Here is a 14534-nt window from a genome sequence, read left to right as displayed (position 1 = left end):
GTCGTCACCCGTTGCCGTGCCTCAGCTCTGTCCGGAAGAGGTCCGCGACCCGCTCCCAGGACTGGTCCGCGGCCACCTTGTCGTACGTGTCGTGCCCTGGGAAGAAGAACGCGTGCGGCGCTTCCTCGTGGACGGTGATGTCGTGGCGGACCCCGGCCCCGGTGAGGGCGGTGCGGGCGGCCTCGACCTGGGCGGCGTCGATGATGTGGTCGCGTCCGGCATAGAACAGCGCGACGCGCGTGCCGTGTTCGGCGATGCGGTCGGTGTCGTCGAGGAGCGGGGCGGGCCGGCTGAGGGCCGTGCCGGGGGTGGCGAGCCAGCCGGGGTAGTAGATCGCGGCGGCGGCCAGGCGCAGGCGGGTCGCGGCGAAGTAGGCGAGATGGCCGCCGAGGCTGAAGCCGAGGATGCCGGTGCGGTCGGCGGCGCCCGCGTGGGGCCGCGCGTGGTCGGCGGCGGCGCGGAAGTCGGCCTCGACCTCGTCGCGGGTGAGCCGTCCGACGAGGTCGAAGGCGTGGGCGCGGTTCGCGTCGGAGCGGGCGAAGCCGTCCCGGGACGCGGGGTCGGTGCGGTGGTAGAGGTTCGGGACGACGGCGACGTGACCGAGGGCCGCGACCTGGCGGGCGACGGCCCGGATGTCGTCGTTGAGGCCCCAGAGTTCGCCGCCGAGGAGGACGACCGGGTGGTCGCCGGGCTCGGCGGGGCGGGCCAGGTACGTGGTCATGCGGGTCGGCGCGCCCGGGACCGGGATGTCGGCCGTCTGCGTGAGGACGGCGGCGGTGCCGGGCGTACGGGCTTCACTGGCGGGTTCTTCTGCGTGCGTCACCGTCGCAGCGTGCCTCGAACACCGGTTCCCTGGCGGGGATTTGACCTGATCCAGAACCGGTCGGGGCCGCCGCGTCGCCCCCGTCCGGGGCTGCGGGGCCGCGGGCGGGGGCGGCGACACGGGCCGGGCGGGTCTACCAGCCCGGGCCGCCCTGGTGCTGTGCTCCGCCCTGGTACTGCGCGCCGCCCGGGTGCTGCCCGCCGTACGTGGGGCCCGCGCCCGGGGCGTACGTGCCCTGCGGGTACGGGTGGGCCTGCTGCGGCGGCTGGGCCTGGGCGCGGGCGTCCTGGTGACCGGCCTGGTACGCGGCCGGGCCGCCGGCGCCCTTGGCCCGGGCGGCCTCCTGCTCGGCGGCGTTCATCCAGCGGTCCACGCGCTGCCGCATCGGCATGATCATGCCGCCGCCCACGCCGACGATCAGGATGCCCGCGACGGTGGCGAGGATCGCGTAGAGCACCGGCTGGGTGACCGTGGTGGCGATGCCGGCCTGGCCGAGCGCGGCGATGACGCCGAGCGCGACGACGGCTCCCCACAGGACGCCGGCGACCGTGTGCCCGTACGAGGTGCCGGCCAGGGCGCCCGCGGCGATGGAGCGGACGGCGTTGGCGACGGCCATGGCGACGACGACGAGCACGACGGCGACGACGGCGCGGGGCAGCCAGGCGACGAGGCCGTTGATCATGTCGCTGACCGGGTTGGGCCCGAAGGTGCCGAGGGCGAGCTGGAGAATGATCAGCATCAGGGCCAGGTAAACGATTCTGCAGACGAGTCCGGTCAGGTCGAAGGACGCGCCCTTGAGCAGCTTGTCGGCGCCCGCCGAGCGGGCCAGGCGCTCGGAACCGGCCTTGCGCAGGACCCGGTCGAGCACGTTGCGGATCACCTTGGCGACGAACCAGCCGACGACCAGGATGATCAGGAAGGCGGCGAGCCGGGGGACGAACTGGGCGACCTTCGACCAGGCATCGTTCAGCCCCTGGGTGAAGTCGATGGACAGGGCGGTCATCAGAAACCTTTCTGCAACTCCGGGTGCGGTATCCGCCACCGCTAACGCGGCGGCTCCCGGATAGACCCGGCGGGGCCGTGCCCTTGAGCCGAAAGGGTGATGCGCCCGCCCCTGCCCCGAAGGCCTGTTCGCCCGTCGTCCGTCGCCCGGGAGAGGCCGGGCGGTGCGCTCAGCCGGGCACGACGAGGCCTGACTCGTAGGCGAGGATGACCAGTTGGGCGCGGTCGCGGGCGCCGAGCTTGCCCATGATGCGGCTCACGTGGGTCTTCGCGGTGAGCGGGCTCAGGCCCAGGGTGTCGGCGATCTCCGTGTTGGTCAGGCCGCGGGCCACGAGGGTCAGGACCTGGCGTTCGCGGGGCGAGAGCTGCTCGAGGCAGCCGTCGTCGTCCGGGGCGGGGATCTCGGGGGCGCGCAGGACGCGGGCGATCAGGCGGGCCGTGGGGCCCGGGGACAGCAGGGCCTCGCCGGCGGCGACCGTCCTGATGGCGTCGAGGAGTTCGGCGGGGCGGGTGTCCTTGACGAGGAAGCCGGAGGCGCCCGCCCGCAGCGCCTCGACGACGTGCTCGTCGGTGTCGTAGGTGGTCAGCATGAGGACCTTCACACCGGCCAGGTCCTCGTCGGCGGCGAGGCGGCGGGTGGCTTCGATGCCGTCGATGTCGGGCATGCGGATGTCCATCACGACCAGGTCGGCTCTCGCCTCCCTGGTCGCCTCCACCGCCTCTCGGCCGGACTTGGCCTCGGCCACGACCTCCATGTCGGGGGCGGAGTTGATCAGCAGGGCGAAGGCGGCTCTGACCAGGGCCTGATCGTCGGCGAGCAGCACTCTGATGGGGGTCGTCATCGCCGTTCCTCGATCGGTTCGGCGGTGGGTGGCGCGTCCGTCGTGGCTGGTCGCGCAGTTCCCCGCGCCCCTCGCGGCGCCATGGGCAACGCCGCTTCCACCCTGAAGCCGCCGCTGTCCCTCGGGCCCGCTTCCAAGGTGCCCAGGACACTGCGGGCGCGCTCTCTCATGCCGATGAGGCCGAAGCCCGCACCCGTGGGCGGGGCGTCCGTGCCCGTGCCGTCGTCCTGGACCGTCAGCCGCAACTCGCCCTCCCCCGCCCGGATCTCGACCCGGATCGACACGTCCGGGCCGCCGTGGCGGACCGCGTTCGTCAATGCCTCCTGGACGATCCGGTAGGCGGCCGCGCCCACCGCCGGCGGCACCTCCGGCTGCGCCCGCACCGGGTCGAGGGTCGCCGTCACCCTCGCCCCGGCCGTGCGGGCCGCCGCGACGAGTTCGGGGATGCCGTCGAGGCCGGGCAGTGGGCCGCGCGACTCGTCCGGGTTGGCGCGCAGCACTTCGAGGGTGGCCCGGAGTTCGCCGCGCGCGGAGCGGCACGTGTCGGCGATGTCGTCGAGCGCCTTGGCGACGGCCGCGCGGTCGAGGCGGTCGGGGTCGGCGTTCAGGACGTGCGCCGCGACCGAGGTCTGCACGCCGACGAGCGTGATGCTGTGGGCGAGAAGGTCGTGCAGGTCACGGGCCACCCGCAGGCGCTCCTCGGCGACCCGGCGGCGGGCCTCCTCCTCCCGCGTGCGTTCGGCCTTCTCGGCGCGCTCGACGACCGAGGCCACGTACTGCTGGTGCACGCGCGCGTAGACACCGAAGAGCACGACCGTGACGATCCAGCCGGAGACCCGCACCGCCTGCGCGCCCTCGGCCATGCCCCGGCTGAACTTCACCGCGAGCATCAGGCCGATGACGCCCGCCCCGATGAGGAGCGAGCGCCGGGGCCGTCCGGTGAGGGCGACGGTGAACAGCATGAACAGGGAGACGGCCACCGGCGCCGAGTCGGTGTACCCCAGCGCGTGGTACGGGACGACGCAGGCGGCCACGCCCAGGAACGCGGCGAGTGGGGCGCGGCGGCGCCAGACCGCCGGGACGTGCGCGGCGAGGAGCAGCACCCAGCCGATCGCGTCGGGCTCCCGGCCGTCGGCCCGCACTGTGAGGGCCAGGGCCACGGCGACGGCCGCGAGGAGCGCGGCGGTCGCCGCGTCGCGGCGGAGCACACGGCCGGGGTCCGGCGGCCCGCCGTGCCGGTCGGGGCGGGGGCCGAACCCGGGTGTCTGGAGCAGTCGCATGGCGTCCACCGGTCCATCTTCGGGGAGGAAGGCGCCCCACCCGCAAGGAGGGGCGCCGTCGGTGACATAATGGGGTGTTCGGGTTACGAGGCGGCCGGTGGGCGCGGGGCCGCCGGTTTCCGGGCGAGCGGGCCCGGCCACCAGACCTTCCGGCCGAGCGCGAGGCTCGCCGAGGTGACCAGGTACGTACGGACGAGGAACGTGTCGAGGAGGACGCCGACGGCGATGACGAAGCCGAGCTCGACGAGTTGCACGAGCGGCATGTTGATGAGTACGGCGAAGGTCGCGGCGAGCACGAGTCCGGCCGAGGCGATCACGCCGCCGGTGGTGCGCAGCGCGGTGAGCGCGGCCGCGCCGGTCTCCTGGCCGCCGAGGACCTCCTCCCGCATGCGGTGCATGAGGAAGATCCCGTAGTCGACGCCCAGGGCGACGAGGAAGACGAAGGAGAGCAGTCCGAGGCCGGGGTCGGTGCCGGAGAAGCCGAAGAGGGGCTCGAGGACGAGTCCGGCGATGCCGAGGGAAGCGCCCCACACGGCGACCACCGCGACGAGCAGGAGCAGCGGTGCGACGAGGCTGCGGAGCAGGGCGACGAGGATGAGGAGGACGGCCGCGAGGACGATCGGGACGACGACGAGGCGGTCGCGGGCGTTGGTGTCCTTGAGGTCGAGCTGCTCGGCGCTGGGTCCGCCGACGTAGGCGCCCTGTCCGTCGAGCCGGTCGCGCAGCGCCTCGATGGTGCGGGTCTCGGCGGCGGTCTGCGGGGCGGCGTCGGCGGTCACGCTGATCTCGGTCCAGCCCGCTCCGCTGCGCCCGGCCCGTACCTCGGCGACGCCGGGGGTGGTGCGGGCGGCGGCGACGGCCCGGTCCGCGTCCCCGGCGGGGGCGATCACGGTGATCGGCTGGGCGCTGCGGTCCGGGTAGGCGGCGGCGAGGGTCCGCATCGCGGTGACCGAGTCCGGCTTGTCGGTGAAGGAGTCCTCCTGCTTGAGGCTGCCCGGCAGGTTGAGCACGCCGAGAGCGAGGGCGCCGAGCAGGACGGCCCCGGCGCCGAGGACGGCGAGCGGCCTGCGCCCGGCCGAGGAGCCCATCGCGGAGAACAGCGACCTGCGCTGCTTCGGCTCGGAGCCGAACGCGGGCACGAGCGGCCAGAACACGCGCCGGCCGAGCAGGACGAGCACGGCGGGCAGCAGGGTGAGCATGGCGACGAGCGCGCAGAGCACGCCGACGGCGCCGAGGGGGCCCATGCCGCGCGAGGAGTTGAGGTCGGCGGCGAGCAGGCAGAGCAGCCCGGCGGCGACGGTGCCGGAGGAGGCGAGCACGGCGGGCCCGCAGCCGCGCAGGGCCGCGCGCATCGCGTCGTACGGGCGCTGCACGCGGCGCAGTTCCTCGCGGTAGCGGGAGACGATGAGGAGGGCGTAGTCGGTGCCCGCGCCGAAGACGAGGATCGTCATGACGCCCGAGCTCTGGCCGCTGATCGTGGTGCCGAAGGCCTGGTGGAGGCCGTAGGCGACGCCCATGGAGAGGAAGTCGGCGACGCCCGCGACGGCGAGCGGGACGAGCCAGAGGAACGGGCTGCGGTAGATCAGGACGAGGAGCAGGGCGACGACGGCGACGGTCGTGTAGAGCAGCGGTCCGTCGAGCGACTGGTAGACCTCGGAGGCGTCGGTGGCGAGGGCGCCGGGCCCGCCGACCTCGACGTTCAGCCCGCCGGTGTCGTGGGCGAGGTCCCGCACGTCGCCCACGAACGCGTCGCGGGCCTTCTCGTCGATGCCGGGGCCGGTGCTCGCGACCGGGTACATCAGGGTGTCGCCCGCCTTCGACGGAACGCCCCGCGGCGGGGCGACGAGGTCCAGCTTCGCGTCGACGGCGGTGACCTGGCGGGCCGCCTCGGTCCTGTCGGCGGCGGTCAGGCCGCCGTCGCGGTGGTAGACGAGGACCAGTTCGGTGGTCTCGCCGCCGGGCAGCTCCTCCTGGATCCTGGCGACCTGCGTGGAGTCGGCGCTCGCCGGCAGATAGTCGACCGCGCGGTCGTGCTGCACGTCGCCGAGCTTTCCGGCGAACGGTCCCGCGAGCGCCAGCACGCCGATCCAGAGCGCGAGCAGCACCCACGGCACCGCGCGCCCCTTCCGTACCGGTGATCCCGCCATGGGTCGGCCCCCTCGTGTCGATGTCCTGAAGTCCGGTGCCACCAGACTCTTGGACGGCGAGGGGCTTTCCATCGCGCCCGCGGCGGACTCCGGCCCTACTGCCGGGGTCGGTACGGGCACGGGACTACTCCCGCGGGAGTACTGCGGACGGATCAGCTGGGGGTGCGGGCCGCCGCGAGGAGCAGTTCGGAGACCTCGTCCGTGCACATGGTGAGGGCGGCGCCGACGGTGCCGAGGACATCGCGCTCGGCGGCCGAGTACGGGCCGTCCGCGAGGGCGATCCGCGCGCCCTGGGTCAGGATCGACTCCCGTCCGGCGGGCGCGAGGTGTGCCGCGATCGGGTCGAGCGCCTCGTGCAGCTCGATGGCGAGCCCGGCGCCGGATCCGGCGTGCTCGGGCAGCCGGCCCGCGTCGGTCACCAACGCCTCGACGAGCGCGGCGAGTTGGACCTCGGAGCAGTCGTCGAAGCCGGCGCCGCGCAGGATGCCGACGGCGCACTCCAGGGTGGTGCGGGAGGCGGTGCCGCCGGTCGCGAGGACGGCGAGGACGACGGTGTGCACGGCGTCGCGGAGCATCGCCGAGAAGCGGTGCGTGGTCGGGTGGTCGAGGGCGTCCATGCCGAACCGGTGCTCGCAGGCGGCGCATTGGACGACGGGGCCGGTGTGGCCGCGCGGCACGAGCGGGACGCCGAGCACGGTGAAACGGCGCCGGCCGGTGCGCCGCTGATAGTTGCGGTCGCCGCCGCAGCCCGGGCAGAAGAACTCCCCGTCGCCCACGGTGGTCCAGGTGGTGTGCACGCCGAGTACGCGCGTGAGCCCGGTTCGCCGTGTTTGTCCCAGCTTCGGCAGCACGTGCACACCTCCGTAACGGCGCCGCAACATCGCGACGCTGGCGTGATGTTAGCCACATCACCGAGGCGGCGTCAGTACCTTGGTCACGACGGGATCACGGCGAACAGACGTCCTGGCCGAGACATGACGCGGCCCCGCACACCGACAAAAGGTGCACGGGGCCGGGAAACGCCAGCTCAGAGGAGTCAGCGGGCGGCGCGGTTCACCGCGGAGACGACGGCCTTCAGCGACGCACGTGTCGTATTCGCGTCGATGCCGATGCCCCACAGGACCTTGTCCTCGATGGCGACCTCGATGTACGAGGCGGCGACGGCCGAGGCGCCCTCGCTCATCGTGTGCTCCTGGTAGTCCAGCAGGCGGGCGTCGACGCCGATGGCCTGCAGCGCGTCGAAGAACGCGGAGATCGGACCGTTGCCCGTACCGACCAGGATCTGCTCGGTGCCGTCCACCTCGGCCTCGACCGTCAGGCGGTCCACACCGTCGGTGTCGGTCGTGGTCTGGCCCGTCTTGACCTGGATGCGGCCCCACGGGTTGCCCGCGTTGGGCAGGTACTCGTCCTGGAAGACGTTCCAGATGTCCTTCGGCGTGACCTCGCCGCCCTCGGCGTCGGTCTTGGCCTGGATGACCTTGGAGAACTCGACCTGCATGCGGCGCGGCAGGTCCAGCTTGTGGTCGTTCTTCAGGACGTACGCGATACCGCCCTTGCCGGACTGCGAGTTGACCCGGATGACGGCCTCGTAGGAGCGGCCGACGTCCTTCGGGTCGATCGGCAGGTACGGGACGGCCCACTCGATGTCGTCGACGGTGACGCCCTTGGCCTTCGCGTCGGCCTCCATGGCGTCGAAGCCCTTCTTGATGGCGTCCTGGTGGGAGCCGGAGAAGGACGTGTAGACCAGGTCGCCCACGTACGGGTGGCGCGGGTGGACCTCCATCTGGTTGCAGTACTCCCACGTGCGACGGATCTCGTCGATGTCGGAGAAGTCGATCTGCGGGTCGACGCCCTGCGAGAACAGGTTCATGCCCAGGGTGACCAGGTCGACGTTGCCGGTGCGCTCGCCCTGGCCGAACAGGCAGCCCTCGACGCGGTCGGCGCCGGCCATCACGGCCAGCTCGGCCGCGGCGACGGCGGTGCCCCGGTCGTTGTGAGGGTGGACCGACAGGACGACGTGCTCGCGGCGGGACAGGTTGCGGCCCATCCACTCGAAGCGGTCCGCGTGCGTCGACGGGGTCGAACGCTCCACCGTGGCGGGCAGGTTGAGGATGATCTCGCGGCCCGGACCCGGCTGGTAGACGTCCATGACGGCCTCGCAGACCTCCAGGGCGAAGTCCAGCTCGGTGTCCGTGAAGATCTCGGGGCTGTACTGGTAGCCGAACTCGGTCTCGGGGCCCAGCAGCTTCTCCGCGTACTCCATCACCAGGCGGGTGCCGTCGACGGCGATCTGCTTGATGTCGTCCTTGGAGCCGCGGAAGACCACGCGGCGGAAGACGGGAGCGGTGGCGTTGTACAGGTGGACCGTGGCGCGCTTGGCGCCCTTCAGCGACTCCACCGTGCGCTCGATCAGGTCCTCGCGGGCCTGGGTCAGTACGGAGATCGTCACGTCGTCCGGGATGGCGCCCGGCTCTTCGATGATCGAGCGGACGAAGTCGAAGTCGGTCTGGCCGGAGGCCGGGAAGCCGACCTCGATCTCCTTGTAGCCCATCTTGACCAGCTGGTCGAACATCCGGCGCTTGCGCTCGGGCGACATGGGGTCGATCAGGGCCTGGTTGCCGTCGCGCAGGTCCGTGGAGAGCCAGCGAGGAGCAGTGGTGATCCGCTGGTTCGGCCAGGTGCGGTCGGCGATGTCGACCTGCTCGTACTGACCGTACTTGTGGATGGGCATGCGGCTGGTCTGCTGGCGGTTCGCCATGATGCGGGGCTCCTCAGAGGGTGGCCGGTAAGGCGGCCGACGGCGCAACGCCAAACTCCGCGGGGAGGGGGTCGGCCTCGACTACAGGCCCTCGCCGCGGCAGCTAAGGAGAAGCAGCCCGAATCGCATGATGCTGAGCACCTTAACCGAGTCCCGCTCTTGTGCGGAGGGTCGTATCAGTATGCGGGACGACCGGCGAGTAACCGGGCATAGGTGACGTACGCCTCTATTTCGACCTCTCCCTCCCGCTATTTCGCTCTATTTCGCTAATCGCCGTCGCACCTCGTGACAGGACGATGACGCAGTGCCACCGTTGCATGATGACTTCGAACCCCGCCGGCTTCCAGCCCGTCTTCTGCTCGATCGTCCCCCCGCACCTGCTCGACAAGGTGGCCCGGTCCTCGAACGCGACGGCCGCCGAGCGCGCCCGCCTCACCCTCGAACGCGACGCCCTGGAGCGCGGCCGGCGCCGCGACACCGTCGTCGCCCGCACCGCCGTCGTCCCCCGGCCCGTCGCCCCCGAGGACCAGAAGCCGAACCGCACCATCTACGACGCCGCGCACGGCACCGAACTGCCCGGCACGAAGGTGCGCGGCGAGAGCGACGAGCCGGGCCGGGACGCCACCGTCAACCGGGCGTTCGCCGGCCTCGGCGCCACCTTCGAGCTGTACCTGCGGAAGTACGCCCGCTGGTCGATCGACGGCAACGGGCTCGCGCTCGACGCGACGGTCCACTACGACCAGGACTACAACAACGCGTTCTGGAACGGCGAGCAGATGGTGTTCGGCGACGGGGACGGCGAGATCTTCCTCGACTTCACCCTGCCCGTCGACGTGATCGGCCACGAACTCACCCACGGCGTCACCCAGTACACGGCGAACCTGACCTACGCGGGCCAGCCGGGCGCCCTCAACGAGTCGCTCTCCGACGTCTTCGGCTCCCTCATCAAGCAGTACTCGCTCGGCCAGAGCGCCGCCGAGGCCGACTGGCTGATCGGCGCGGGGCTGCTCGCGCCGAGCGTCCAGGGCGTGGCGCTGCGCTCCATGAAGGCGCCGGGCACCGCGTACGACGACGACGTCCTCGGCAAGGACCCGCAGCCCGCCGACATGGAGCACTACGTGGACACCGAGGAGGACAACGGCGGCGTCCACATCAACTCCGGCATCCCCAACCACGCCTTCTACCTGCTGGCCACCGAGCTCGGCGGGCAGGCGTGGGAGCGGGCCGGGCAGATCTGGTTCGACACCCTCACCGGCGGCGAGCTGGCACGGGACGCCTCCTTCGCGGACTTCGCGCAGCTGACCGCGGAGACCGCCCGGGAGCGGTACGGGGCGGGCGACGAGACCCAGGCCGTGCTCAAGGCCTGGGAACAGGTCGGGGTGCCGACGAGCTGAACGGGTAGGCGGCAGCCATGCGGATTCACGTCAGGCGCACGGGCGGCTTCGCCGGGGTCCCCCGGCAGGCCGAGATCGACACGGCGGGCCACGCAGACGAGCACGAGTGGCGGGAGCTGGCCGCGGCGGCGCTCGCCGAGGGCCGCGGCAGCCCGCCCACCGGGGTGCCCGACGGGTTCAGCTACACGATCACCGTGGACGGGCGGACGGTGTACTGCGCGGATCCGCGGCTCACTCCGGAGCAGCGCAGGCTGATCACCCGGGTCCTGAAGGAGGGCGCCTGAAGGCCGGAGCGCCCGGGGTTTCCGGCCTGGGTGATACCCGCGGTAACTACTGGTGGTTGCACGGGCGTTGACTTCTCTACCGGTCGGTACGGATGATCGCGCCCATGCCAGCCACCCCGGACGCGTCGCCGCTCCCGAAGTTCCCGCCCGGCTTCCTGTGGGGTGTCTCCACCTCCGCCCACCAGATCGAGGGCGCCGCCGAGGGACGCGCGCCCTCGATCTGGGACGTGTTCGGCGCCGAACCCGGGCGGATCAAGGACGGCTCCACCGCGGACACGGCCTGCGACCACGTGGCCCGTCACCGCGAGGACGTGGACCTCGTCCGCGATCTCGGGGTCGGCGCGTACCGCTTCTCCGTGTCCTGGCCGCGAGTGCTGCGGCCCGGCGGGCTCGACTTCTACGACCGGCTCGTCGACGAGCTGTGCGCGCGGGGCGTGCGGCCGGTTCCGACCCTCTTCCACTGGGACCTGCCCGTCGAGGTCGAGGAGGCCGGCGGCTGGCTGTCCCGGGACACCGCGGCCCGGTTCGCCGCCCACGCGCAGACCGTCGCGGCGCGGCTCGCCGACCGCACCGGCACCTGGATCACCCTCAACGAGCCCGCCGAACACACCCTGCTCGGCCACGCCCTCGGCGCGCACGCGCCCGGCAGGAAGCTGCTGTTCGACGCGCTGCCCGTCGCCCACCACCAGCTCCTCGCGCACGGGCTCGCCGCGCAGGCGCTGCGCGCGGCGGGCGCCACCGACATCGGCATCGCCAACTCCCACGGCCCGACCTGGCCCGCCTCCGCCGGACCGGCCGACGCCGCGGCCGCCGACCTGTACGACGTCGTCCTCAACCGGCTCTTCTCCGACCCGCTGCTGCTCGGCCGCTACCCCGACGGGTTCGGCGAGCTGATGCCGGCCGACGACCTCGCCGGCGACCTGAAGGTCATCTCCGAAGGCACCCTCGACTGGTACGGGGTGAACTACTACCAGCCGACCAAGGTGGGGGCGCCGCTGCCCGGCGGTACGGACGTGGAGTTCTCCGGACTGACACTGCCCGCCGAACTGCCCTTCTCGGTACGGGAGATCGAGGGATACCCGGTGACGGACTTCGGCTGGCCCGTCGTCCCCGACGCGCTCACCGAACTCCTCACCTCCTTCCGCGACCGGTACGGGGACCGGCTGCCGCCCGTCGTCATCACCGAGAACGGCTGCGCGTACGAGGGCCTCGACAACCGGGCCCGCATCGCCTACCTGGACGGACACCTGCGGGCCCTGCACCGGGCGATGGAGGCGGGCGCCGACGTGCGCGGCTACTTCGTCTGGTCACTCCTCGACAACTGGGAATGGGCCGAGGGCTACACCAAGCGCTTCGGCCTGATCCACGTCGATTACGCGACCGGGACCCGCACACCGAAGGCCTCGTACGCCTGGCTGCGCGACGCGCTGCGGGAGCAGAAGGCGCCGCGGTCATGAGCGCGCTCGCCCTGGAAGAGCCCGCCGAGCGGGTCCGGCGCGGCTGGACGGTCGCCCTGTCGCTGGCCAACGGTGCGATCTGGGTGGGCTGGTACGGGCCGCTCCAGATCCTTCTCGCCCAGCAGTCGGAGCGGTTCGCGCCCGGCACCGGCCTGTCGAAGGAGTCGCTGCTCGCCTGGGTCACCGGGGCCGGGGCCGTCGTCTCCCTCGCCGCGAACCCGCTGTTCGGGGCGCTGTCCGACCGGACCGTGTCCCGCTACGGGCGGCGTACGCCGTGGATCGTGGCCGGGGCCGTCGGCGGGGCGCTGTCCCTGCTGCTGCTCGGGGTCGCGGAGGCCGTCTGGGTGCTGTTCCTGGGCTGGTGCCTGGTGCAGCTGACACTGAACGCGGCCTTCGCGGCGGTCACCGCGGCCGTGCCGGACCGGGTGCCGCGACTCCAGCGCGGGGCGGTCGGCGGATGGCTCGGGGCCGCGCAGATCCTCGGGGTCGTCGGCGGGACCGGGCTCGCGACGCTGGCCGGCGGGACGGGGGCCGGGTACGCGGCCTGTGCCGTCTTCACGCTGGTCGGGGTCGCGCCGTACGTGCTGCGCCATCCCGATCTTCGGCTCGCCGCGGCCGATCGGCCCGCCTGGTCGTGGCGGGCCTTCGCCGCGGGGTTCTGGCTGAGCCCGCGCGCCCATCCCGACTTCGCGTGGGCCTGGCTGACCCGGTTCCTGATCAACCTCGGCAACGCGCTCGTTCTCCTGTACCTCTTCTACTACCTCCGCGACCAACTCCACTATCCGGACCCGGAGTCCGGGGTGCTGATCCTCACCGCCGTGAACGGGGTGACGCTGCTCGCCACGGTGGTGGTGGGCGGGGTCTGGTCGGACCGGGTCGGCCGGCGCAAACCGTTCGTCCTGTGGTCCGGGGTACTCATCGCTGTCGCGACGGGGGTGCTGTCCGGGTGGCAGACGTGGAGCGGGGCGCTCGTCGCCGCCGCGGTGCTCGGGGTGGGCTTCGGTGTCTTCACCTCCGTCGACTTCGCCCTGATGACGGACGTGCTTCCGGCGGCCCTGGACCGGGGCAAGGACCTCGGCGTCATCAACATCGCGAACTCCTTGCCGCAGGTGGCCGCGCCCGTACTGGCCGCGCCGCTGGTCGGCCAACTGGGCGGCTACCGGGTCCTCTACCTGGTCTCAGCGGCGATCGGCCTCGCGGGCGCGCTGCTGGTCCATCGCATCAAGGGCGTGGACTGACGACGGCTACGCCTCCGGCGGGGGGCGGCAATGCGGGGGCCGGGGGCTGAGCGCGGCTGCGCCTCCGGCCGGGGGTGGCAACGTGGGTGCCGGTTCCTGAGCGCGGCTGCGCCTCTGGCCGGGGGCGGCAACGTGGGTGCCGGGGCCAGTTCCTTGGTCGGTGCCTTTGCCGGGCCTGAGCATGACTGCGCCTCCGGCGCGGGGCGGCACCCTGGGTACCGGGGCCGAGCGCGGCCGCGCCTCTGACGCGGGGCGGCACCCTGGGCGCCGGAACCGGGACCGAACGCGGCCGCGCCTCCGGCCGGGGCGGCACCCTGGGCGCCGGGGCCAGTGCCCAAGCCGCCCGGCGCCTGCGCCCCAGCCCTCCAGGGACGTCGGCCCCGCGCCCGGCCTCGGACAGCGCCCCAGCCGCCCGCCTCGGACCAGCACTCCGGCTCGGGATCCGTGCCGCCCCTCCCCTGCACACCCCCTCCAGGACATCGGCCCGGCACCCGGCCTCAGGCAACACCCAGCCCCGGCCACACATCCGGCCGCCCCGACCTTGGCCCGCTTGCCCCGGCCCCTCTCCCACCCACCCGCCCCCTCCGGGGGCGTTCGGCCCAGCACCCGGCCTCAGGCAACGCCCCAGCCCGGGTACGCATTTCGGTCGGCCTGGCCTTGGGCAGTCTGCCGCCTGGGGCGATGGGAGTCCTCCCTGCTCGACGCGCGAAGGCGAGAGCTTGAGGGAGGGTGGGCAAGGCGGCACCCCGGCGCCGGGTGCGCTGTTCATCGGGGCTCGGCTACGGCGTCGACGCCGTGGGGGCCGGACATCACCGCCGACCGCGCCACCGTCGTGGTTACTCGCGCAGTTCCCCGCGCCCCTTACGGGGCACGTCTGCCCCGGCGCCAGGCAGACAGGGCCGATCGCGCCCACGCGGTGGAGCCGCACATCGACACAGCCCCGCGCCCCCTACGGGGTGCCTGTCGGCTCTGGCCGCGAACCAGTCGCCGCTCGGGTACGCCCGGCGCCGGGCCGACGCCCCCGGAGGGGGCGGGCGGGTGGGATCAAGGCTCAGCACAGGCCGTACGACGGCGCCGGGCGTAGCTGTGTACTGCGGGACCCGCTACAGCGCGGCCGTAGGAACCGAGCATTATCGCCGACAGCCACACCGTCATGCTGAGCGGCTCCCACGCTGCGGAGCCACATATCGATTCGCCGCGAACCAGTCGCCACTCGGGTACGCCCGGCGCCGGGCCGAGGGCCCCCGGGGGGGGGGGGGGGGGGGGGGGGGCCGCACCCCAAGCCCGACGCCGGCGCCCGGGGTATCTG

Annotated in this window: 11 protein-coding genes; 4 read left to right on the top strand and 7 right to left on the bottom strand. The window is 73.0% G+C overall.

The window, feature by feature from the left end; genetic code table 11:
* Nucleotides 1-4 precede the first annotated feature (4 nt).
* The 7 genes from ACFW9D_RS02825 to leuA all read right to left on the bottom strand — a co-directional run bounded on the left by ACFW9D_RS02825 (nucleotide 5) and on the right by leuA (nucleotide 8852).
* On the bottom strand, nucleotides 5-823 hold the full coding sequence (locus ACFW9D_RS02825) for a dienelactone hydrolase family protein (protein ID WP_384616970.1): 819 nt from the start codon (nucleotides 821-823) through the stop codon (nucleotides 5-7).
* 133 nt (nucleotides 824-956) lie between these two features.
* Complete coding sequence (locus ACFW9D_RS02820) at nucleotides 957-1826, bottom strand: hypothetical protein (RefSeq protein ID WP_384616969.1); 870 nt, start codon at nucleotides 1824-1826, stop codon at nucleotides 957-959.
* 169 nt (nucleotides 1827-1995) lie between these two features.
* The gene (locus ACFW9D_RS02815) at nucleotides 1996-2667 is read right to left on the bottom strand and encodes a response regulator (protein ID WP_384616967.1); all 672 of its coding nucleotides are present in this window, start codon (nucleotides 2665-2667) and stop codon (nucleotides 1996-1998) included.
* A complete protein-coding gene (locus tag ACFW9D_RS02810) occupies nucleotides 2664-3947 on the bottom strand; it encodes a sensor histidine kinase (RefSeq protein ID WP_384617067.1) in 1284 nt (427 codons plus the stop codon). The genes ACFW9D_RS02815 and ACFW9D_RS02810 overlap by 4 nt, the downstream gene beginning before the upstream one ends.
* 83 nt (nucleotides 3948-4030) lie before the next feature.
* Nucleotides 4031-6094, bottom strand: a complete 2064-nt coding sequence (locus ACFW9D_RS02805; RefSeq protein ID WP_384616965.1) for an MMPL family transporter — start codon at nucleotides 6092-6094, stop codon at nucleotides 4031-4033.
* Between the two features lie 152 nt (nucleotides 6095-6246).
* Nucleotides 6247-6945: a TerB family tellurite resistance protein gene (locus ACFW9D_RS02800; RefSeq protein WP_384616963.1), complete on the bottom strand. Its 699-nt coding sequence runs from the start codon at nucleotides 6943-6945 to the stop codon at nucleotides 6247-6249.
* 185 nt (nucleotides 6946-7130) lie between these two features.
* Nucleotides 7131-8852, bottom strand: a complete 1722-nt coding sequence (leuA, locus tag ACFW9D_RS02795; protein ID WP_188339035.1) for a 2-isopropylmalate synthase — start codon at nucleotides 8850-8852, stop codon at nucleotides 7131-7133.
* Between the two features lie 320 nt (nucleotides 8853-9172).
* Between leuA and ACFW9D_RS02790 the strand changes: the two genes are divergently transcribed.
* The 4 genes from ACFW9D_RS02790 to ACFW9D_RS02775 all read left to right on the top strand — a co-directional run bounded on the left by ACFW9D_RS02790 (nucleotide 9173) and on the right by ACFW9D_RS02775 (nucleotide 13225).
* Nucleotides 9173-10246, top strand: coding sequence for a M4 family metallopeptidase (locus ACFW9D_RS02790; RefSeq protein ID WP_384616961.1), 1074 nt, complete (start codon nucleotides 9173-9175; stop codon nucleotides 10244-10246).
* Between the two features lie 17 nt (nucleotides 10247-10263).
* The gene (locus ACFW9D_RS02785) at nucleotides 10264-10530 is read left to right on the top strand and encodes a protealysin inhibitor emfourin (protein WP_384616959.1); all 267 of its coding nucleotides are present in this window, start codon (nucleotides 10264-10266) and stop codon (nucleotides 10528-10530) included.
* A 104-nt stretch (nucleotides 10531-10634) separates the two neighbouring features.
* Nucleotides 10635-11987 (top strand): GH1 family beta-glucosidase, encoded by a 1353-nt coding sequence (locus ACFW9D_RS02780; protein WP_384616957.1) that lies wholly within the window; start codon nucleotides 10635-10637, stop codon nucleotides 11985-11987.
* A complete protein-coding gene (locus tag ACFW9D_RS02775) occupies nucleotides 11984-13225 on the top strand; it encodes an MFS transporter (RefSeq protein ID WP_384616955.1) in 1242 nt (413 codons plus the stop codon). Before ACFW9D_RS02780 ends, ACFW9D_RS02775 begins: the two co-directional genes overlap by 4 nt.
* Nucleotides 13226-14534: the final 1309 nt, after the last annotated feature.

It is taken from the genome of Streptomyces sp. NPDC059524, from assembly GCF_042749255.1.
GTDB classification, from domain to species: Bacteria; Actinomycetota; Actinomycetes; order Streptomycetales; family Streptomycetaceae; genus Streptomyces; species Streptomyces xanthii.
This window is presented reverse-complemented; position numbering and strand designations above follow the sequence as displayed.